The organism is Azospirillum sp. ST 5-10 (genome assembly GCF_051225715.1).
In the GTDB taxonomy this organism is placed as follows: Bacteria; Pseudomonadota; Alphaproteobacteria; order Azospirillales; family Azospirillaceae; genus Azospirillum.
Map to the genome: position 1 here is coordinate 26,725 of NZ_JBPJSP010000025.1, position 18,566 is coordinate 45,290.

An 18,566-nucleotide genomic window follows, 5' to 3' on the forward strand; every position below is an offset into this window, starting at 1 on the left:
GGCGGCGATGCGGATCGTCACCACGAGCTGGCACTTGGCCGAGCTGCTGCTGACGATCGGCGTCGTGCCGACGGCGATCAGCGAGACGGCGACCTACCGCGACCGCCTGCCGGAGCCGGCGCTGCCCGACGGCGTGGTCGACCTCGGCGCGGTGTGGGAGCCGAACCTCGAACTGCTGCAACGCCTCGCTCCCGACCTCATCCTCCTGCCGCCGGAGCAGACGGTGAACGCGGCGCTTCTGGGGCGGATCGCGCCGACCCGGGTGGTGCCCGAGGCCGCGGGGATCGACCGCCTCGCTGCCGCCGAGCGCACCTGGCGGACGGTCGCCGGCTGGCTCGGCCGGGCGGACGCGGCGGAGGACGCCATCGCCCGCTGCCGGGCCCGCTTCGCGCGGGCCCGCGACGCCCTGGCGGGGCAGGCGCACCGGCCGGTCTACCTCGCCGACATCCGCGGCGGCGGCCGGCTGGTCGACGTCTACGGCCCCGGCAACATCCTGCACGACGCCCTGACCGGCGTCGGCCTGCGCAACGCCTGGACGGCGCCGGTGGAAGCCTATGGCTGGATCTCCACCGGCCTGGAGCGGCTCGGCGACCCGCAGGCCCGGCTGATCTGCCTCGGCGATGGCGCCGACGGACGGCGCGCGCTGCGCCGGATGCAGCGCAGCTCGCTGTGGCGGGCGCTGCCCATGGTGCGGGCCGGCCGCGTCACGGCGATCCCGGCGGTGTTCGTCTGGGGCGGTCTGGCCACCGCCAGCCGGCTGGCGGACCTGCTGGCCGAAGCGACATTGCGCCCCGCGGCGTCCGCATGGGCGGGCGATGACTGACGCCGTGGCCCGCGCGATGCCGGTCCTCGCCGCCCGGCCGCTGCCGTGGCTGGCCGCCGGGCTGGCGGCGGCGGCGCTCGCCCTGACGCTGCTCGGGCTGGCCGACGCCCTGCCGCCGCCGCTGTGGCGCGAGGCGCTGTGGGCGCCCGACGCCGGCGACTTCCGGCAGTTGCGCTTCCACCACGCCGCCCTGCCCCGCGTCGCCGTCGCCCTGCTGGCCGGCGGCGCCCTCGGCCTCGCCGGGGCGCTCTACCAGGCGGTGCTGCGCAACCCGCTGGCGGAGCCGACCACGCTCGGCGTGTCGGCCGGCGCCCACCTCGCGCTGGGCGCAGCGCTCCTCTACGCGCCCTGGCTGCTCGACGGCGGGCGGGAATGGGTCGCCCTGTCGGGCGCCGTCGCGGCCACCGCGCTGGTGCTGGCGCTCGCAGCGGGACGCGGCATGACGCCGCTGTCGCTGGTGCTCGCCGGCATGATCGTCGGCCTCTACGCCAGCAGCGTCGGCGCCGTGCTCGTCCTCTTCCACCACGAGCGGATGGGCGAGCTGTTCATCTGGCAGAGCGGCTCGCTGGTCCAGAACGGCTGGCACGATGCCGCCTATCTGGCGCCGCGGGTCGCCTCCGGCGCGGTCGCGGCCGCCCTGATGGCGCGGCCGCTGGCGCTGCTGGCGCTCGACGACGACTCCGCCCGCAGCCTCGGCCTCGGCCTCTCGACCGCCCGGCTGGCCGGCCTCGCCGTGGCGACGGCGCTCAGCGCCGTCGTCGTCGCCACGGTCGGGGTGATCGGCTTCGTCGGCCTGGCGGCGCCGACCCTGGCGCGCCTGACCGGGGCCCGCCGGCCGGGGGAGCGGCTGCTGTGGTCGACCCTGCTGGGGGCGGTGCTGCTGTGGCTGGCCGACCAGGCGGTGCAGACGGCGGGGCGGTTCGGCCCGGACATCCCCACCGGCGTCGCCACCGCCGTGCTGGGGGCGCCGCTGCTGCTGGTGCTGCTGCGCCTCGTCCGCTCGGGCGCCCTGCGGCCGGCACCGGCCCGGCCGCCGGCACGGCTCGCCCGCCCCGGGCGCTGGCTCGCCGGCGGCGCCGTCCTGCTCGGCCTGCTGCTGTGGACAGCCCTGGCGCTCGGCCGCGACACGACGGGATGGCACTGGGCGGGCGGCGGCGCCCTGGAGGCTCTGCTGCCCTGGCGCGCCCCCCGGGTGGCGGCGGCGCTGGGCGCCGGCGCCGCCCTCGCCGTCGCCGGCCTCCTGCTGCAGCGGATGACCGGCAACGGCCTCGCCAGCCCGGAGGTGCTGGGGGTCAGCTCCGGCGCGGCGCTCGGCGTCGTGCTGCTGATCGCCGTCGTCCCGGCCTTCGGCACCGCCGCCATGCTGGGTGCGGCGACCGCCGGCGCCGGCGCGACCACGGCGGCGATCCTGTGGCTCGGCCGCCGCGATGCCTTCGCGCCGGAACGCCTGCTGCTGGCCGGCATCGCGCTCGGCACCTTCCTCGTCGCCGTCACCACCTTCATCATGGCCAGCGGCGATCCCCGGCTCGGCCTGCTGCTGAGCTGGATGGCCGGCTCGACCTACCGGGTGACGGAGGCGCAGGCGGCGACGGCGCTGGCCGGCGCGCTGGTGCCGATGGTCCTGGCGCTGCCGGCCCTGCGCTGGCTGCGCATCCTGCCGCTGGGCGACGCGGTGGGCCGCGCCCTCGGTCTCGACCTGGGAGCCAGCCGCCTGGTGCTGCTGCTGCTGGCGTCGGTGCTGACCGCGGCGGCGACCCTGACGGTCGGGCCGCTCAGCTTCGTCGGCCTGATGGCGCCGCACATGGCGCGCCTGCTCGGCCTGCGCGCGCCGGCCCCGGCCATGATCGGCTCGGCGCTGCTCGGCGGCGCCATCATGGTCGGCGCCGACTGGGCCGGCCGCATGGCGATCTTCCCCTGGGAGATCCCGGCCGGCCTGTTCGCCACCTTCATCGGCGGCCCCTACCTGATGTGGCTGATGCGGCGATGAGCGGGGCGGGAGCAGCCGGCATGACCGACGAGTTCGCCGCCGTCCTCAGCGGCCCCTTCGCCCATCTGCGCGGCCACGTCCTGCCGGTCGGCGTCGGCGACGCCGACGCGCTGCCCATCCGCGCCCTGTTCGACGGGGACCGGCTCGATGCGGTGCTGGAGCGCTTCGCCCGCCGCTACGACGGGGCCGACCGGCGGGCCGTCCTCTCCATGTGGTCGCAGTGGTATCTCGGCCTGCTGATCCCCCCCGCGGCCGGCACCGCGCTGCTGCACGGGGCGGACCGGCCGCTCGGCTTCGACGACGTCCGCGTCACCCTCGCCGAGGGGGCGCCCGGCACGCTCCACCTGCCGGCCTGCCGCCCCGCCCCGTCGCCGGCCGAACCGGCGGCCCGCCTGGCGCCGCTGATCCGCGGCCACCTCGCCCCCTTCGTCACCGCCTTCGCCGGCCGCACCGGGGTCTCGCCGCGGCTCCTGTGGGGCAACGCGGCCATCCGGATCGCCGGAGTCGTCGAGGCCGCGTGCCACCGCGCCGGCGGGCCGGAGGCCGGCGCGCGCCTGCGCGAGGGCCTGTTCGGCTGCCGCCACTGGCCCGACGGGGAGCGCAACCCGCTGTTCGGCGGCGTCCGCTTCCCCGACGGCGGGGCGCCGCAGCCGCGCGTGTGCTGCCTCACCTACCGGCTGCCCGGCTACGGCTACTGCCGGGGCTGTCCGGCGCCGGCGGCGGACCGAAAATGACACAGGCCCTGAAAATTCGGCGCAATCCCTTTGTGATCGATCGCACTCGTTCGTCTGTGTCGGTGAGTCCCCCCTTGGAGATGACCGAACGATGAAGACGATGTCCATCCGCGCGGCGCTTTGCGTCGCCACGTCGCGGGCCGCCCTGGCGGACCGCGGATCCTGGCGGCGCGCCATGATCGCCGGAAGCCTCGGCCTGTCCCTCGCGGCGGTGCCCCAGGCCGTCCGGGCGGCCGAGCTGGACATCGCCGCGCAGCCGCTGGCCGACGCCCTGGTGGCGCTGGGCCGGCAGGCCAACGTGCAGGTCCTCTTCAACCAGAGCCAGGTGCAGGGCGTGCGGTCGCCCGCCGTGCGCGGCGACTTGAGCGTCGGCCAGGCGCTGGACCGGCTGCTGACCGGCACCGGCTTCACCTACGAGATCGACGGCAACAGCGTCGTGCTGACGCGCCCGCAGACCGGCGGCGACGTGACCGTGCTGCCGCCGGTGCGCGTCGGCGGCCAGGCCGAGAGCGCCACCGGCCCGGTGGACGGCTACGTCGCGCGGCAGACGGCCACCGGCACCAAGACCGACACGCCGCTGATCGAGGTGCCGCAGGCGATCTCGGTGATCACGCCGGAACAGCTCCAGGACCGGAACGTCCAGGTCGAGTCCGAGGCGCTGCTCTACACGCCCGGCATCTTCGCCCAGCCCTTCGGCTCGGCCCTCAACCAGTCCAACAACTTCTACCGCATCCGCGGCTTCGCGACGTCGTCCGGCGGCAGCTATGTCGACAGCCTGGTCAGCCCGGTCAACTACCGCTACGAGCCGTTCGCCTACGAGCGGATCGAGGTGCTGCGCGGCCCCACCTCCGTGCTGTTCGGCCAGGCCGATGCCGGCGGCCTGATCAACCGCGTCAGCAAGCGGCCGCGGGCCGACTCGATCCGTGAGATCGAGGTGGAGTACGGGACGCACGACTGGAAGCAGCTGGCGTTCGATGTCGGCGGCGCCGTCGACGAGGAGGGCAGGTTCCTCTACCGGCTGGTCGGCATGGGCCGCGACGCCGAGGGCGCCGTCGACTGGGAGTTCGGCGAGGACATCGCCGACGACCGCAGCTTCATCGCCCCGGCGTTCACCTGGAACGTCACGCCCGACACCAGCCTGACCCTGCTGGCCAGCCGCCTCAAGGAGGACGCCGACCAGATCGTCCCCCACACGGCGCCGGGCTACGACGTCACCGACATCCGCCTCGACCAGGACCGCGGCGTCTACAACGATTACGAGGACTATTCGTTCGGCTACGCCTTCGAGCACCGCTTCGACGACAGCCTGCTGTTCCAGCAGAACCTGCGGATGAGCTACCTGAACTACGACTACGTGACGCTGGGCCAGGTCAACAGCGTCGACACGCCGCCCACCGACGGGCACATCGTCGACCGCTACGGTTTCGGCTTCAAGGAACGGCGCGAGGACTTCACCATCGACAGCCGCCTGCAGAAGACCCTGACCTGGGGCATCACCGAGCACACCGTCCTCGTCGGCTTCGACTTCCAGCGCCTGGAGGACAAGTACTCCTTCTCCTTCGGCGCCGCGCCGTCGCTCGACCTCTGGGCCCCCGACTACGACCAGTACATCCCGGTCCCGGAAGCGTTCCAGACGACGCGCGCCACGACCTACAACCGCGGGCTCTACCTGCAGGACCAAATCAAGATCGACCAGCGCTGGGTGCTCACGCTGGGCGCGCGCAAGGACTGGTCGCGGACGACGCTGGAAGACCTGCTGTCCGGCGGCGAGCAGGCGCAGGAAGACGACGCCATGTCCTACCGGGCCGGGCTGACCTACCTGTTCGACAACGGCCTGGCGCCCTACCTCAGCTACACGGAGTCCTTCCTGCCCACCGGCGGCAGCGACATCAACGGCGATCCCTTCGAGCCGACCACCGGCCAGCAGTACGAGGTGGGCGTCAAGTACCAGCCCACCGGCTTCCGCGGCTTCTTCACCGCCGCCCTGTTCGACCTGACCAAGCAGAACGTCACCACGACCGACCCCGACAACGTCGGCTTCAGCGTGCAGACCGGCGAGGTCCGCTCCCGCGGCCTGGAGCTGGAGGCGACGGCGGAGATCGCCGACGGCCTGAAGCTGCAGGCGGCCTACACCTTCCTCGACGCCGAGGTGACGGAATCCAACAGCGGCAGCGAGGGCGACGTGCCGGCCCAGACGCCGAAGCACATGGCGTCCCTGTGGCTCGACTACGCTCTGCCGGCCTCGCTGGTGAACGGGCTGAGCGTCGGCGGCGGCGTGCGCTACGTGTCCAGCACCTACGCCTGGGACGCGACGACGGCCAGCCCCGAGCGCCGCAAGAACGACGCCTACACCCTGTTCGACGCGGCGCTCCGCTACGACCTGGGCCAGGTCGACCAGCGTCTGGACGGCGCCCGGGTGGCGCTCAACGTGCACAACATCTTCGACAAGGACTACCAGGTCTGCTACAGCCGCTTCGACTGCCAGCCCGGCGTGTCGCGGACGGTGATCGGCTCGCTGGTCTACCGCTGGTGACGACGGGGCCGCTGTTCGCGCTGGAGGACGCCGAGGTGCGCATCGGCGCACGGACGGTGCTCCACCCGCTCCGCCTGGAGCTGGCGGCCGGCCGGGTCTACGGCCTCATCGGCCCGAACGGATCGGGCAAGAGCACGCTCCTGAAGCTGCTCGCCCGCCAGCTTCCGGCCGACGGCGGCCGCGTCCGCTTCCTGGGACGCCCGGTGGACGGCTACGCCGGCCGCGACTTCGCCCGCCGGGTGGCCTACATGCCCCAGTTCACGCCGCCGACCGACGGCATGACGGTGCGCGAGCTGGTGGCGCTCGGCCGCTTCCCCTGGCACGGCGCGCTGGGCCGGTTCGCCGACGCCGATCGCGCCGCCGTCGCCGAGGCGATCGCCCGGACGGGCCTCGGCCCGCTCGCCGGCCGCATGGTCGACAGCCTGTCCGGCGGCGAGCGGCAGCGCGCCTGGCTGGCGATGATGCTGGCGCAGGACGGCGACTGCCTGCTGCTCGACGAGCCGACGTCGGCCCTCGACATCGCCCACCAGGTCGAGGTGCTCTCGCTGGTCCGCGACCTCAGCCGCCGGCACGGCCTGTCGGTGCTGGTCATCCTGCACGACGTCAACATGGCGGCGCGGTACTGCGACGCGATCCTCGCGCTGCGCTGCGGCCGGCTGGCGGCCCACGGCACGCCGGCGGAGATCATGCGGCCGGAGACGCTGAAGCGGATCTACGGCCTGGACATGGGCGTGCTGCGCAGCCCGCAGGGCGGCCACGCGGTGAGCTTCGCCCTTTAGGCGCCGGCGGCGGCGGGGGAACCTAACCTGGATCAATCGCCGCCGCGCCGACCTGCCGCATACTGGCCGGAACCGCGAGCCGCATCGGCGCGGCCCGCCGCCGGCGGCGGGACCCGCGCCCGGAGAGGGGGCCCATGCCCTGGGAGACCATCCGCAAGACCGAGGCCGAGCGCGCCGGGTCCGTCGTCCCGGACTACGACCGGGCGCGCGCCGCCTTCGCCTGGCCGGCGGCGCGCGCCGCACTCGACGGGCTGCCGGGCGGCGGCCTGAACATCGCCCACGAGGCGGTCGACCGGCACGTCGCCCACGGCCGCGGCGACCGGGTCGCCCTGCGCTGGATCGCCAGGGACGGCACGGTCCGCGACGTCCGCTACGCCGACCTCGCCCGGCAGTCCAGCCGGTTCGCCAGCCTGCTGCGCTCGCTCGGCGTCGGCCGGGGCGACCGCGTCTTCACCCTGCTGGGGCGGGTGCCGGACCTCCACGTGGCGGCGCTCGGCACGCTGAAGAACGCCAGCGTCTTCTCGCCCCTCTTCTCGGCCTTCGGGCCGGAGCCGGTGCGGACCCGCGTCGCCCTGGGCGGCGGTCGCGTGCTGGTCACCACGCCGGCGCTCTACCGCCGCAAGGTCATGCCCTGGCGCCACGAGGTGCCGGGCCTGGAGCACGTGCTGCTGGTCGGCGACGGCGCCGGGCGGGTGCCCGGCGCCATCGACCTCGCGGCCGCGCTGGCCGCCGCCGACCCGGCGTTCGCCTGCGTCCGGACGGAGCCGGAGGACATGGCGCTGCTCCATTTCACCAGCGGCACCACCGGCCGGCCCAAGGGGGCGGTGCACGTGCACGGGGCGGTGGTCGCCCACCACGCCACGGCGCGCGCCGCCCTCGACCTCCGCCCCGACGACGTCTTCTGGTGCACGGCCGACCCCGGCTGGGTCACCGGCACCTCCTACGGCATCATCGCACCGCTGACCGTCGGCGCCACGCTCCTGCTCGACGAGGGCGAGTTCGACGCCGAACGCTGGTACGGCGTCCTGCAGCGGCACCGGGTGTCCGTCTGGTACACCGCGCCGACGGCGGTCCGCATGCTGATGAAGGCGGGCACCGCCCTGGCACGCCGCCACGACCTGTCGGGCCTGCGCTTCCTGGCGAGCGTCGGCGAGCCGCTCAACGCCGAGGCCGTGGCGTGGGGGCGGGACGCCATCGGCCGTCCTTTCCACGACACCTGGTGGCAGACCGAGACGGGCGCCATCGTGATCGCCAACCTCGCCTGCGCCGACGTCAAGCCCGGCTCCATGGGGCGGCCGCTGCCCGGCATCGACGCGGCCGTCGTCGCCCGCACCCCCGACGGCCGGGTCCGCCCGCTGGAGACGCCGATGAGCGTCGGCGAGATCGCCCTGCGCCCGGGCTGGCCGTCGATGTTCCGCGGCTATCTCGGCGAGGAGGACCGCTACCGCCGTTGCTTCGCCGACGGCTGGTACCTCTCCGGCGACCTCGGCATGCGCGACGCCGACGGCTATTTCTGGTTCGTCGGCCGGGCCGACGACGTCATCAAGGCGGCCGGCCACCTGATCGGTCCCTTCGAGGTCGAGAGCACGCTGATGGAGCACGCCGCGGTCGCCGAGGCGGGCGTCATCGGCGTGCCCGATCCCGTCGCCGGCGAGACCGTCAAGGCCTTCGTGACGCTGCGGGCGGGCTGGACCGCGTCGGACGCGCTGCGCCAGGAGCTGCTCGGCCACGCCCGGTCGCGGCTCGGGCCGGCGGTGGCGCCGCGCTGCCTGGAGTTCCGGCCGGCCCTGCCGCACACGCGCAGCGGCAAGATCATGCGCCGGCTCCTCAAGGCGCGGGAACTGGGCCTGCCGGAAGGCGACCTGTCGACGCTGGAGGACGAGGCGCGCTGACCGGCCCCGACGACCGGCCCCCGACGGCCGGCCCTGAGGGCGGGCGGGAGGATGCGATGGACGACAAGCGGTTGCGGGCCCTGATGATGCTGTGGCTGGTCGTGCTGGGGGTCGGCCTCGCGCTCGCCTGGCTGGCCGAACCGGCGCGGGTGACGGCCGTCGGCTACAGCGACTATCTGACGCTGCTCGAGAAGGGGCAGGTCGCCAGTGTGGTGGTCGGCGAGGAGTCGCTGCACGGCACCCTGACCGAGCCGCTGCCGGACGGCAACACGGAGTTCACCACCGTGCGCGTCGACACCCCGGTCGCGCACGACCTGCAGACGCGCGGCATTCCCTTCAGCGGCGATCCGCCGCGGCGCTGGACGTCCGAGGTCGCGTCGTGGATCGTCTGGGCGGTGGTGCTCTACGCGATCTGGAGCCTGGGAACCGGCGGGCGCGGCGGGACGGGGCTGCTGTCCGTCGGCCGCAGCCGGGCGAAGATCTACGTGGAACGGGGCATCAAGACCGCCTTCGCCGACGTCGCCGGCGTCGACGAGGCGAAGGCGGAACTCCAGGAGATCGTCGAGTTCCTGAAGCGGCCGCAGGAGTTCACCCGCCTCGGCGCCCACGTGCCCAGGGGCGTCCTGCTGGTCGGCCCGCCCGGCACCGGCAAGACGCTGCTGGCGCGCGCCGTCGCCGGCGAGGCCGGGGTGCCGTTCTTCTCGACCAACGGGTCCGAGTTCGTGGAGATGTTCGTCGGCGTCGGCGCCGCACGCGTGCGCGACCTGTTCGCGCAGGCGCGCGCCCAGTCGCCGGCCATCATCTTCATCGACGAGCTCGACGCGCTGGGGCGGGCCCGCGGTGCGGTCCCCATGCACGGCGGCCACGACGAGAAGGAGCAGACGCTGAACCAGCTCCTGGCCGAGGTGGACGGTTTCGACCCGAGCGTCGGCCTGGTCCTCCTGGCGGCGACCAACCGGCCGGAGATCCTCGATCCGGCGCTGCTGCGCGCCGGCCGGTTCGACCGCCAGATCCTGGTCGACCGGCCGGAGAAGGCGGGGCGGGTGCAGATCCTCGGCATCCACACCCGGAAGGTCCGCCTCGACCCCGACGTCGATCTCGGCCGGGTCGCCGCCCTGACGCCGGGCTTCACCGGCGCCGATCTGGCCAACCTGGTCAACGAGGCGGCGATCCTCGCCACCCGCCGGCACGGCGAGGCGGTGACCCTGGCCGACTTCGAGGCGGCCATCGAACGCATCGTCGCCGGCCTGGAGAAGAAGACCCGCATCCTCAACCGGCACGAGCGCGCGGTGGTGGCCCACCACGAGATGGGGCACGCCCTGGTGGCGCTGGCGATTCCCGGCGGCGATCCCGTCCAGAAAGTGTCGATCATCCCGCGCGGCATCGCCGCCCTGGGCTACACCGTGCAGAGGCCGACCGAGGACCGCTTCGTCATGGGCCGGCACGAGCTGGAAAGCAAGATGGCCGTGCTGATGGGCGGGCGCGCCGCCGAGCGGCTGGTGTTCGGCGAGGTCTCCACGGGTGCCGCCGACGACCTCGCCAGGGTGACCGACATCGCCCGCGGGATGGTCATGCGCTACGGCATGGACGAGACCCTGGGGCCGGTGTCGTTCGACACCGAAACGGGCCGCTTCCTCGGCCAGCCCGACGGCGCCTTCTGGCAGCCGCGCCGCTACGGCGACGCGTCGGCCGACCGCATCGACGACGCCGTCGGCGCCCTGGTCGAAGCCGCCTCGCGGCGCGCCACGGCCATCCTCGAGCGCAACCGGGCGCTCCTGGAGGACGGCGCGCGGACCCTGCTCGCCAAGGAGACCCTGTCGGCCGACGAGCTGCCGCGGCCGCAGGCGGAACCGCCCCGGCCGGCCGACGGGCCGGTCCCGCCGGCTCCCGGCGTCGCCGCCGCCTGAAGCCGCGCCGGGGTGGGGGTTGACCCAGGTTAAGGCCGGGCCGGCCGATCGTGCCACACTGCCGGCATCATCGCACGTTCCCGGCCGTCCCCGAACGGGGGCGCGGCCGCAGGCTCAGGGAGGGCTCCATGCGACTGCCCCTTCAGATCACCTTCCGCAACATGGACCCGTCGCCCGCCCTGGAGGAAACCATCCGCGGGCATGCGGCGAGGCTCGAACGCTTCTGCGACGACATCACGAGCTGCCGTATCGAGGTGGAAGCGCCGCACCGCCATCACCACCGGGGCAAGCTCTACGTCGTGCGCATCGACGTCACGGTTCCCCACGGCGAGCTGGTCGCCGGCCGCCACCGTCCGGAAGACCACGCCCACGAAGACCCCAAGGTGGCGATCCGCGACACGTTCGATGCGGTCCGCCGCGAACTGGAGGACCATGCCCGCCGGCTGCGCCTCGACGTGAAGACCCACGCGGTCCCCCTGCACGGCCGCGTGGAGCGCCTGTTCGCGGCGGACGGCTACGGCTTCGTGCGGACCGCCGACGGGCAGGAGGTCTACTTCCACCGCAACAGCGTCCCCGACGGCGGCTTCGACGCGCTCACCGTCGGCGCCGAGGTGCGCTTGAGCGTCGCCGAGGGCGAAAGCCCCGAGGGACCGCAGGCCACCACCGTCATGGCGGTTGGCAAGCACCACCCCGTGGGCGAGGAGACGGTGCCGGCCGCCTGACGGGTCCCTCCGGACCGCACCGCCCGGGCGGACGGGAGACCACGACGATCACGTCGATCCACGCGCGGCCGGCACGCCGCCGGCCCGCGAATACGGGGAGGACCATGCCATGCTCGCGCTGTCGGATGCGGAGGTCGGGACCTTGCGCGCCTTCGTGATCGCCGTCGAAGGCGAGGTCGGGATCTGGGGGCAGGTCGTGGCGGCGATGGCCGACGCCGGCATCGCCAACCCGGACGAGGCGTTCGCCGCGCTGCGCCGGACGCTGTTTGCGCCCCCGCCGCCGGAATGACCGGCGGCGGTCGCCCGCCCGCGCACCGAGGCATCCTCGGCCGGGCTCGGCGGGTGCGGCTCTGACGTCGCACGGGGCGGGGGCGGCCGGCGGCGACGGTGGCAGGCCGCCCGCCTACCCGTTCTGCCAATCGAACCGCAGCGGCGCCTCGCGGAAGGCAAACCGGTCGAGATGGCGGGCGACGACCTCCTTCAGACCGTCGAGCTGCCCCACCGCGCTCGCCTCCAGCCGGCATTCGAGGACGGCCTCGCGTGCCTGCAGCACCAGCGTGGCGTCGCCCGGCCAGTCCGCACCACGCGCGTCCCTGGGGAAGACCACGGTGCCGCGCTCCGCCGTGAAGTCGACGGCGAGATTGTGGCTCCAGTGCTTGCAGAGCTGCTGAAGGTAACGGCTGCCGTTGGTGGTCGGCACGCAGGCCGTGCTGCGAACGTTCATTCCGTCGTCCTCACGAAGGGTCTCCATCGCGCGGGTGCGGCCCCGGTGAACGCGGCTCACCCTTCTGGCCAACACAACACGATATAACAAGACGATATATCGTTTTTCTCGGTTGCGCAACAGCCGGCTGTTCCCCCTTCCGCGTCCGCTCCCGGTGTGCGGCATGCCGCCGCATGCAGGATTGTCGCGTCAGCATCCAGCAGAACCGGTTTCCCAGACGGCGGCTTGCCTGATACAAGAGAGCGATCAATGAGATTCACTCTCATTCGCGACAATTCAGCCCCGCGCCTCGCGGCGCGCGTCCCCGCGGCCGCCGGCGGGATGCGGGGCGCCACCGAGAGAACGGGCGGGGGCCGGCCGGGCCGCCGCCAGGAACAGAGGAACAGCACGGAATGGCATTTCCCTCCATGCGATCGCTTCTGCCGGGCCTCACGAACGCCCTCGCCGCCGCCTTGATGATCATGGCCTTGGCACAGGGGACGCAGGCGGCATCCCCGGAGCGGATCGAGGTGACCCACGCCCAGGGCACGACCGCCGTTCCCCGCAACCCGGAGCGGGTCGTCGTCTTCGATCCGGCGTCGCTCGACACGCTCGATGCCCTGGGCGTGACGGTCGACGGGGTGCCGGGCGGCCTGCTCCCGCCCTACCTCTCCAGATACGCCTCCGACGACATCCCGAAGGTCGGCACCCTGTTCGAGCCGGACTACGAGGCGGTCAACGCCCTCGCGCCTGACCTGATCATCATCGGCGGCCGCTCGGCGGCCAAGTACAAGGAGCTGTCGCGGATCGCGCCGACCATCGACCTGACGGTCGACGTCAAGGACTTCAAGGGCAGCGTCGCGAAGAACGTCGCGCTGCTCGGCCGCCTCTTCGGCAAGGAGCGCGAGGCGGCGGACCGGCTCGCCGCCCTCGACCGGTCGATCGCCGACCTGCGCACCGCCACCGCCGGCATCGGCGACGGGCTGCTGGTCCTGACCACGGGAACGAAGATGAGCGCCTACGGCCCGGGGTCGCGCTTCGGCATCCTGCACAGCCTCTTCGGCGTCAAGCCCGCCGTCGCGGACCTGCAGGCCTCGACCCACGGCCAATCGATCTCGTCCGAGTTCGTCCTCGACAGCGATCCCGACTGGCTGTTCGTGATCGACCGCGATGCGGCGATCGGTCGCGGCAGCGCGGCGCAGGCCGTGCTGGACAACGAGCTCGTCACCCAGACCAAGGCCTGGAAGCAGGGGCACGTCGTCTACCTCGACCCGGTGAGCTGGTATCTCGTGGGCGGCGGCCTGGTGTCGCTCGAGACCATGGTCGACCAGCTGGCGCAGGCGTTCAGGAAGGGCTGAGGGAACCGGCGCCCGCGATCCCACGATCCGATGACGAAACTCCTCCTGGCCGGCGTCGGCGTCGCCCTGCTGGCGGTGCTCAGCCTGTTCGTCGGGGCGACCGACCTGCCGCCGTCCGCGCTGTTCTCCTCCGGGCCGGACAGCGACGCCATGCGGGTCCTGCTGGTCAGCCGCATCCCGCGCACCGTCGCCGTCGTCCTGTCCGGCGTGGCGATGGGGGTCAGCGGCATGATCATGCAGACGCTCGTGCGCAACCGCTTCGTCGAGCCGAGCACCGCCGGCACGGTGGAATCGGCGAGCCTCGGCATCCTCGTCGTGACGCTGCTGGCCCCCGGCGCCGCGCCGATCGCCAAGATGGCGGTCGCCGCGCTGTTCGCGCTGTCGGGCACCGGGCTGTTCCTGCTCGTCCTCAGCCGCATCCCCCTGCGCTCCGCCCTGATGGTGCCGCTGGTCGGCCTCATGCTCAGCGGCGTGTTCGAGTCCGCGACAACCTTCTTCGCCTACCGCTACGACCTGCTGCAGTCGCTGAACGCCTGGACCACCGGCGACTTCTCCGGCGTGCTGCGCGGCCGGTACGAGCTGCTGTGGATCGCCTTCGTCCTCACCGCCGCCGCCTATCTGGCGGCCGACCGCTTCACCGTCGCCGGCATGGGGCAGGCCTTCACCACCAACCTGGGGCTGAACTACCGGCGGGTCATGGCCTTCGGGCTGACCATCGTCTCCATGGTCACGGCGGTCGTCGTCGTGACGGTGGGCATGATCCCCTTCCTCGGCCTGATCGTTCCCAACCTGGTCAGCATGACCATCGGCGACAACGCACGCCGGGCGGTGCCCTGGGTGGCGGTGACCAGCGCCGGATTCATCCTGGTCTGCGACCTGATCGGCCGCACCGTGCGCCATCCCTACGAGATCCCCGTGGGGACGGTGGTCGGCGTCGCCGGAAGCGCGCTGTTCCTCTACCTGCTGCTGAGGAAGGATGCGTCCCTTGGCTAGGTTCGGCCGGCCCGCCCCGGGACCGCTGCTGCTGCTGCTCGCCCTGGCCGCGGTGGCGGCGATCGCCGCCTTCATGACCGTCGGGGCGAAGGGGAGCTGGGGCTTCGTCCTGCCCTTCCGCGGCACCAAGGTGGCGGTGATGGTGCTGGTCGCCTACGCCGTCGCCGTCTCCACGGTCCTGTTCCAGACCGTGACCCACAACCGCATCCTGACGCCCGCCATCATGGGCTTCGATTTCCTCTACCTGCTCATCCAGACCGGCGCCGTCTTCCTGTTCGGCTCGGGCGCGGTGGTGGCGATCGATCCCCGGCTGCGCTTCGCCGGCGAGATCGCGGCGATGGTGGTGTTCTCCGTCCTGCTCTACGGCACGCTCTTCGCCGGCAGCCGGCGCAGCCTGCACCTGCTGATCCTGGTCGGCATCGTCTTCGGCATCTTCTTCCGCAGCCTGTCCGCCTTCCTCCAGCGGCTGATCGACCCGGCCGAGTTCGTCGTCCTGCAGGACCGCTTCTTCGCCAGCTTCAACGCGGTCGGCAGCGACCTGCTGCTCGCCGCCGCCGTGCTCACGGCCGGCGCCTCGCTGGTCGCCTGGCGCATCCGGCACAGCTTCGACGTGCTGGCGCTCGGGCGCGAACAGGCCATCAGCCTGGGAGTCGACCACCGCCGGATGGTGACCCTCGTCCTGATGGTGGTGGCCGTGCTGGTCTCGGTGTCCACCGCGCTGGTCGGCCCGATCACCTTCTTCGGGCTGCTCGTGGCCAACCTCGCCTATCTCGTGGTGCCGTCGGGCAGGCACCGCCACACGCTGCCGGCCGCCGTCCTCCTGGCCGTGATCAGCCTGGTCGGCGGGCAGCTGGCGCTCGAGCGGGCCTTCGCCTTCGACGGCAACCTGCGGATCATCATCGACTTCCTCGGAGGGATCGTGTTCATCACCCTGCTCCTGCGCGGCGCCGCCCGATGATCGACGCGAAGAACGTCACCAGGCGCTACGGCGATGCGGTCGTCGTCAAGGACGTGTCGCTGCGCCTGCCGGCCGGCGGCGTCACCTCCATCATCGGACCGAACGGCGCCGGCAAGTCGACCCTGCTGTCGATGATCAGCCGCCTGCTGCCGATGTCGGCCGGCACGGTGACCGTCGACGGGCTGGACGTCACGCGGACACCGGGCGACGTGCTGGCGCGGCGGCTCTCCATCATGCGGCAGGACAACCACGTCGCCTCGCGCCTGACGGTGCGCGACCTCGTGGAGTTCGGCCGCTACCCCCACTCGAAGGGGCGTCTGGCCCCGGCCGACCACGACCACGTGGCGCGCGCCATCGACCATCTCGGCCTCGCCCCGCTCGCCGGGCGCTTCCTGGACGAGCTGTCGGGCGGCCAGCGCCAGCGCGCCTTCGTGGCGATGGTGCTGGCCCAGGACACCGATTGCATCCTGCTGGACGAGCCGCTCAACAACCTCGACATGCGGCACGCCGTCGCCATGATGAAGCAGGTCCGGCGCTTCGCCGACGCGATGGGCAAGACGCTCGTCGTCGTCCTGCACGACATCAACTTCGCGTCCTGCTATTCGGATCACATCGTCGCCATGCGCGACGGCGGGATCGCCTTCCAGGGCCCGCCCGAGGCGGTGATCCGCGAGGACGTCCTGCACGCGGTCTACGGCCTCGACATGACGGTGCGGATCATCGACGGCAAGCGGATCTGCATCTACTTCACCTGACCGTTCCCTCCGGCCGCCGGCCGGCTCCCGCGGGAGGACTCCATGCAGCCGGTCGATCTTCCCTGGCCGTTCTGGGCGTTGCTGTCCGCCGTCTTCGCCGCCCTGACGGCGCTCTTCGCCAAGGTCGGGGTGGCGAACGTCAACGCCGACTTCGCCACCTTCATCCGCACCCTGGTGATCCTGGCGATGGTGGGGGGCATCGTCGCCGCCACCGGCCAGTGGCAGCCGCTCTCCGCCATTCCCGGGCGCGGCTACCTCTTCCTCCTCCTGTCGGGCCTGGCGACCGGCGCCTCCTGGCTCTGCTACTTCCGTGCCCTGAAGCTGGGCGACGCCGGGCGGGTCGCCCCGATCGACAAGCTGAGCGTCGTGTTCGTCGCGCTGTTCGGGGCCGCCCTGCTGGGGGAGCGGCTGTCGCCGAGCAACTGGCTGGGCGTGGCGCTGATCGCCGTGGGCGCCGCCCTGGTCGCCTACAAGGGATAGGCGGGGTCACGGCCCGCCGGCGGAATCGCCGCGCCCGGGCATGCCGGCGGCCGCCCGGGCGGCGTCGAGGATCTCGTCCGACAGGGCGGGGTCGTCGACCGCGCGCGCGAGGATCACCGCCCCCACCAGGCCCGACAAGGACGCCAGCGCCGCCCGGCGCTGCGCCGCCGCCGACCGGCCGGGCAAGCAGCGGGCGAGGAGCTCGACGAAGGGCCGGAGTCCGCCGGTGAAGGCGCGGCGCGCCGGGCCGCCCTGCCGCGCGACGTCGACGGCGAGCGCGGCGATCGGACAGCCCGCCGCGGGGGCGTCCCGGTGCGCCGGCGCGAGATAGAAGGCGGCGATCGCCGCCAGCGCGTCGCCGGGCGCCGCCGCGGCCGTCCGCTCCCAGCGCTCCGCCGCCGCCGCCAGCGTGCGCGTACAGGCTTCCGCCGCGAGATCGTCCTTCGAGGCGAAATGGCCGTAGAAGCCGCCGTGCGTCAGCCCGGCCTCCTTCATCAGGTCGGCGACGCCGATGCCGTTGAAGCCGCGCTCGCGGAACAGCGCGCCGGCCACCTCGACGATCCGGCGCCGGTTCTCCGCCGCCTGCTCCCTGCTCACCCGCATGGCATCCCCCCGATGGAAACGTGTTGACAAATTATAATGACGCACATCATCAATACGCAAACATGATGATCATCATTTAATTGGCGGGCCGGCAGCGGACCCCGCCGTGCCCTTCCCGGAGCATCCGCCCATGCCCAGCCACGATCCCGTCGTCGTCCTGTCCGCCGCCCGCACGCCGCTCGGCCGCTTCCAGGGGGAGCTCGCGGCGCTGCCCGCCCCCGTCCTGGGTGCGCGCGCCATCGCCGCCGCCGTCGAGCGCGCCGGCCTCGCCCCGCAGCGGATCGCCGAGGTCCTGATGGGGTGCGTCCTCCCCGCCGGGCAGGGCCAGGCGCCGGCCCGGCAGGCGGCGCGCGGCGCCGGTCTGCCCGACGCCGTCGGCGCGACGACGGTCAACAAGGTCTGCGGTTCGGGCATGAAGGCCGTCATGCTGGCGCACGACCTGATCCGCGCCGGCTCGGCGGACATCGTCGTGGCCGGCGGCATGGAGTCCATGTCGAACGCGCCGTATCTGCTCGCCAAGGCGCGCGGCGGCTACCGCATGGGCCACGACCGCGTGCTCGACCACATGATGCTGGACGGGCTGGAGGATGCCTACGAGGGCGGCCGGGCGATGGGCGACTTCGGCGAGGCGACGGCGCACACCTACGGCTTCGGCCGGGAGGAGCAGGACGCCTACGCCGCCGAGACCCTGAACCGCGCCCGCGCGGCGGCGGAGGGCGGCGCCTTCGCGGCGGAGATCGTCCCGGTGCCCGTTCCGGCGAAGGGCGGCGAACGGCTGGCCGGGCAGGACGAGAACCCGCTCAAGGTCGCCGCGGACCGCATCCCGACGCTGCGCCCGGCCTTCCGCCCGGACGGCACCATCACCGCCGCCAGCTCCTCGGCGAACGCCGACGGCGCCGCCGCCCTGGTGCTGGCCCGCCGTTCGGTGGCGGAGCGCGAGGGGCTGCCGGTGCTGGCGGAGATCCGCGCCCACACGACGCACAGCCAGGACCCGGCGTGGTTCACCACGGCGCCGATCCCGGCGATCCGCGCGCTGCTGGACCGGGTCGGCTGGTCGGTCGGCGAGGTCGACCTGTTCGAGATCAACGAGGCCTTCGCCGTCGTCGCCATGGCGGCACAGCGCGACCTCGGCATTCCCCGCGACCGCCTGAACGTCAACGGCGGCGCCTGCGCGCTGGGCCATCCGATCGGCGCCACCGGCGCGCGCCTCGCCGTCACCCTGCTGCACGCCCTGGCCGCACGCGGCCTGACCCGCGGCGTCGCCGCGCTGTGCATCGGCGGCGGCGAAGCGACCGCCATCGCCGTCGAACGCGTCTGACCCTCGGCCGACCCTTCCGCG

Annotated in this window: 17 protein-coding genes; 15 read left to right on the top strand and 2 right to left on the bottom strand. The window is 73.3% G+C overall.

Going from position 1 to position 18,566, the window contains the following annotated elements; all coding sequences use genetic code 11:
- Nucleotides 1–7: 7 nt before the first annotated feature.
- From ACSBPG_RS23155 to ACSBPG_RS23195, 9 genes are all read left to right on the top strand, one after another.
- The gene (locus ACSBPG_RS23155; protein ID WP_435539589.1) at nt 8–823 is read left to right on the top strand and encodes an ABC transporter substrate-binding protein; all 816 of its coding nucleotides are present in this window, start codon (nt 8–10) and stop codon (nt 821–823) included.
- A complete protein-coding gene (gene fhuB, locus ACSBPG_RS23160; RefSeq protein WP_435539590.1) occupies nt 816–2,810 on the top strand; it encodes a Fe(3+)-hydroxamate ABC transporter permease FhuB in 1,995 nt (664 codons plus the stop codon). The genes ACSBPG_RS23155 and fhuB overlap by 8 nt, the downstream gene beginning before the upstream one ends.
- A 20-nt stretch (nt 2,811–2,830) precedes the next feature.
- Nucleotides 2,831–3,544, top strand: a complete 714-nt coding sequence (gene fhuF / locus ACSBPG_RS23165) for a siderophore-iron reductase FhuF (RefSeq protein WP_435539591.1) — start codon at nt 2,831–2,833, stop codon at nt 3,542–3,544.
- A 91-nt stretch (nt 3,545–3,635) separates the two neighbouring features.
- Nucleotides 3,636–6,077, top strand: a complete 2,442-nt coding sequence (locus tag ACSBPG_RS23170; protein ID WP_435539592.1) for a TonB-dependent siderophore receptor — start codon at nt 3,636–3,638, stop codon at nt 6,075–6,077.
- On the top strand, nt 6,074–6,856 hold the full coding sequence (locus ACSBPG_RS23175) for an ATP-binding cassette domain-containing protein (protein WP_435539593.1): 783 nt from the start codon (nt 6,074–6,076) through the stop codon (nt 6,854–6,856). The genes ACSBPG_RS23170 and ACSBPG_RS23175 overlap by 4 nt, the downstream gene beginning before the upstream one ends.
- Nucleotides 6,857–6,990: 134 nt before the next feature.
- Nucleotides 6,991–8,748, top strand: coding sequence for an acetate--CoA ligase (gene acsA, locus ACSBPG_RS23180; RefSeq protein ID WP_435539594.1), 1,758 nt, complete (start codon nt 6,991–6,993; stop codon nt 8,746–8,748).
- 56 nt (nt 8,749–8,804) lie between these two features.
- The gene (gene ftsH, locus ACSBPG_RS23185) at nt 8,805–10,655 is read left to right on the top strand and encodes an ATP-dependent zinc metalloprotease FtsH (RefSeq protein WP_435539595.1); all 1,851 of its coding nucleotides are present in this window, start codon (nt 8,805–8,807) and stop codon (nt 10,653–10,655) included.
- 128 nt (nt 10,656–10,783) lie between these two features.
- Entirely contained in the window at nt 10,784–11,377 is a 594-nt protein-coding gene (locus ACSBPG_RS23190) for an HPF/RaiA family ribosome-associated protein (protein WP_435539596.1), read from the top strand.
- A gap of 109 nt (nt 11,378–11,486) precedes the next feature.
- A complete protein-coding gene (locus ACSBPG_RS23195) occupies nt 11,487–11,666 on the top strand; it encodes a hypothetical protein (protein ID WP_435539597.1) in 180 nt (59 codons plus the stop codon).
- A gap of 114 nt (nt 11,667–11,780) precedes the next feature.
- Here the strand turns inward: ACSBPG_RS23195 and ACSBPG_RS23200 are convergent, their stop codons facing one another.
- Entirely contained in the window at nt 11,781–12,101 is a 321-nt protein-coding gene (locus tag ACSBPG_RS23200; RefSeq protein WP_435539598.1) for a DUF2218 domain-containing protein, read from the bottom strand.
- 407 nt (nt 12,102–12,508) lie between these two features.
- Between ACSBPG_RS23200 and ACSBPG_RS23205 the strand changes: the two genes are divergently transcribed.
- Genes ACSBPG_RS23205 through ACSBPG_RS23225 form a run of 5 tightly spaced genes read left to right on the top strand, consistent with a single transcriptional unit; the run spans nt 12,509 to nt 16,624 of the window.
- Nucleotides 12,509–13,438 (top strand): siderophore ABC transporter substrate-binding protein, encoded by a 930-nt coding sequence (locus tag ACSBPG_RS23205; protein ID WP_435539599.1) that lies wholly within the window; start codon nt 12,509–12,511, stop codon nt 13,436–13,438.
- 30 nt (nt 13,439–13,468) lie between these two features.
- Nucleotides 13,469–14,431, top strand: coding sequence for an ABC transporter permease (locus ACSBPG_RS23210; RefSeq protein ID WP_435539600.1), 963 nt, complete (start codon nt 13,469–13,471; stop codon nt 14,429–14,431).
- Nucleotides 14,424–15,389: an iron chelate uptake ABC transporter family permease subunit gene (locus ACSBPG_RS23215; RefSeq protein ID WP_435539601.1), complete on the top strand. Its 966-nt coding sequence runs from the start codon at nt 14,424–14,426 to the stop codon at nt 15,387–15,389. Before ACSBPG_RS23210 ends, ACSBPG_RS23215 begins: the two co-directional genes overlap by 8 nt.
- Complete coding sequence (locus tag ACSBPG_RS23220) at nt 15,386–16,144, top strand: iron ABC transporter ATP-binding protein (protein ID WP_435539602.1); 759 nt, start codon at nt 15,386–15,388, stop codon at nt 16,142–16,144. Before ACSBPG_RS23215 ends, ACSBPG_RS23220 begins: the two co-directional genes overlap by 4 nt.
- A gap of 42 nt (nt 16,145–16,186) precedes the next feature.
- Entirely contained in the window at nt 16,187–16,624 is a 438-nt protein-coding gene (locus tag ACSBPG_RS23225; protein WP_435539603.1) for an EamA family transporter, read from the top strand.
- A 6-nt stretch (nt 16,625–16,630) separates the two neighbouring features.
- Here ACSBPG_RS23225 and ACSBPG_RS23230 read toward each other — a convergent pair whose 3' ends face one another.
- The gene (locus ACSBPG_RS23230) at nt 16,631–17,227 is read right to left on the bottom strand and encodes a TetR/AcrR family transcriptional regulator (protein ID WP_435539604.1); all 597 of its coding nucleotides are present in this window, start codon (nt 17,225–17,227) and stop codon (nt 16,631–16,633) included.
- A gap of 130 nt (nt 17,228–17,357) precedes the next feature.
- On the opposite strand from ACSBPG_RS23230, the gene ACSBPG_RS23235 reads away from it, so the two are divergent.
- Nucleotides 17,358–18,545 carry an acetyl-CoA C-acyltransferase gene (locus tag ACSBPG_RS23235; protein ID WP_435539605.1) on the top strand — a complete coding sequence of 396 codons (1,188 nt, stop codon included), beginning with the start codon at nt 17,358–17,360 and terminating at the stop codon, nt 18,543–18,545.
- Nucleotides 18,546–18,566: the final 21 nt, after the last annotated feature.

Excerpts from the sequence above, each read along its gene's own strand:
- ACSBPG_RS23155 (WP_435539589.1), top strand. The coding sequence starts at position 8 with ATGCGGATCGTCACCACGAGCTGGCACTTGGCCGAGCTGCTGCTGACG.
- fhuB (WP_435539590.1), top strand. The coding sequence starts at position 816 with ATGACTGACGCCGTGGCCCGCGCGATGCCGGTCCTCGCCGCCCGGCCG.
- fhuF (WP_435539591.1), top strand. The coding sequence starts at position 2,831 with ATGACCGACGAGTTCGCCGCCGTCCTCAGCGGCCCCTTCGCCCATCTG.
- ACSBPG_RS23170 (WP_435539592.1), top strand. The coding sequence starts at position 3,636 with ATGAAGACGATGTCCATCCGCGCGGCGCTTTGCGTCGCCACGTCGCGG.
- acsA (WP_435539594.1), top strand. The coding sequence starts at position 6,991 with ATGCCCTGGGAGACCATCCGCAAGACCGAGGCCGAGCGCGCCGGGTCC.
- ftsH (WP_435539595.1), top strand. The coding sequence starts at position 8,805 with ATGGACGACAAGCGGTTGCGGGCCCTGATGATGCTGTGGCTGGTCGTG.
- ACSBPG_RS23190 (WP_435539596.1), top strand. The coding sequence starts at position 10,784 with ATGCGACTGCCCCTTCAGATCACCTTCCGCAACATGGACCCGTCGCCC.
- ACSBPG_RS23195 (WP_435539597.1), top strand. The coding sequence starts at position 11,487 with ATGCTCGCGCTGTCGGATGCGGAGGTCGGGACCTTGCGCGCCTTCGTG.
- ACSBPG_RS23200 (WP_435539598.1), bottom strand. The coding sequence starts at position 12,101 with ATGAACGTTCGCAGCACGGCCTGCGTGCCGACCACCAACGGCAGCCGT.
- ACSBPG_RS23205 (WP_435539599.1), top strand. The coding sequence starts at position 12,509 with ATGCGATCGCTTCTGCCGGGCCTCACGAACGCCCTCGCCGCCGCCTTG.
- ACSBPG_RS23210 (WP_435539600.1), top strand. The coding sequence starts at position 13,469 with ATGACGAAACTCCTCCTGGCCGGCGTCGGCGTCGCCCTGCTGGCGGTG.
- ACSBPG_RS23220 (WP_435539602.1), top strand. The coding sequence starts at position 15,386 with ATGATCGACGCGAAGAACGTCACCAGGCGCTACGGCGATGCGGTCGTC.
- ACSBPG_RS23225 (WP_435539603.1), top strand. The coding sequence starts at position 16,187 with ATGCAGCCGGTCGATCTTCCCTGGCCGTTCTGGGCGTTGCTGTCCGCC.
- ACSBPG_RS23230 (WP_435539604.1), bottom strand. The coding sequence starts at position 17,227 with ATGCGGGTGAGCAGGGAGCAGGCGGCGGAGAACCGGCGCCGGATCGTC.
- ACSBPG_RS23235 (WP_435539605.1), top strand. The coding sequence starts at position 17,358 with ATGCCCAGCCACGATCCCGTCGTCGTCCTGTCCGCCGCCCGCACGCCG.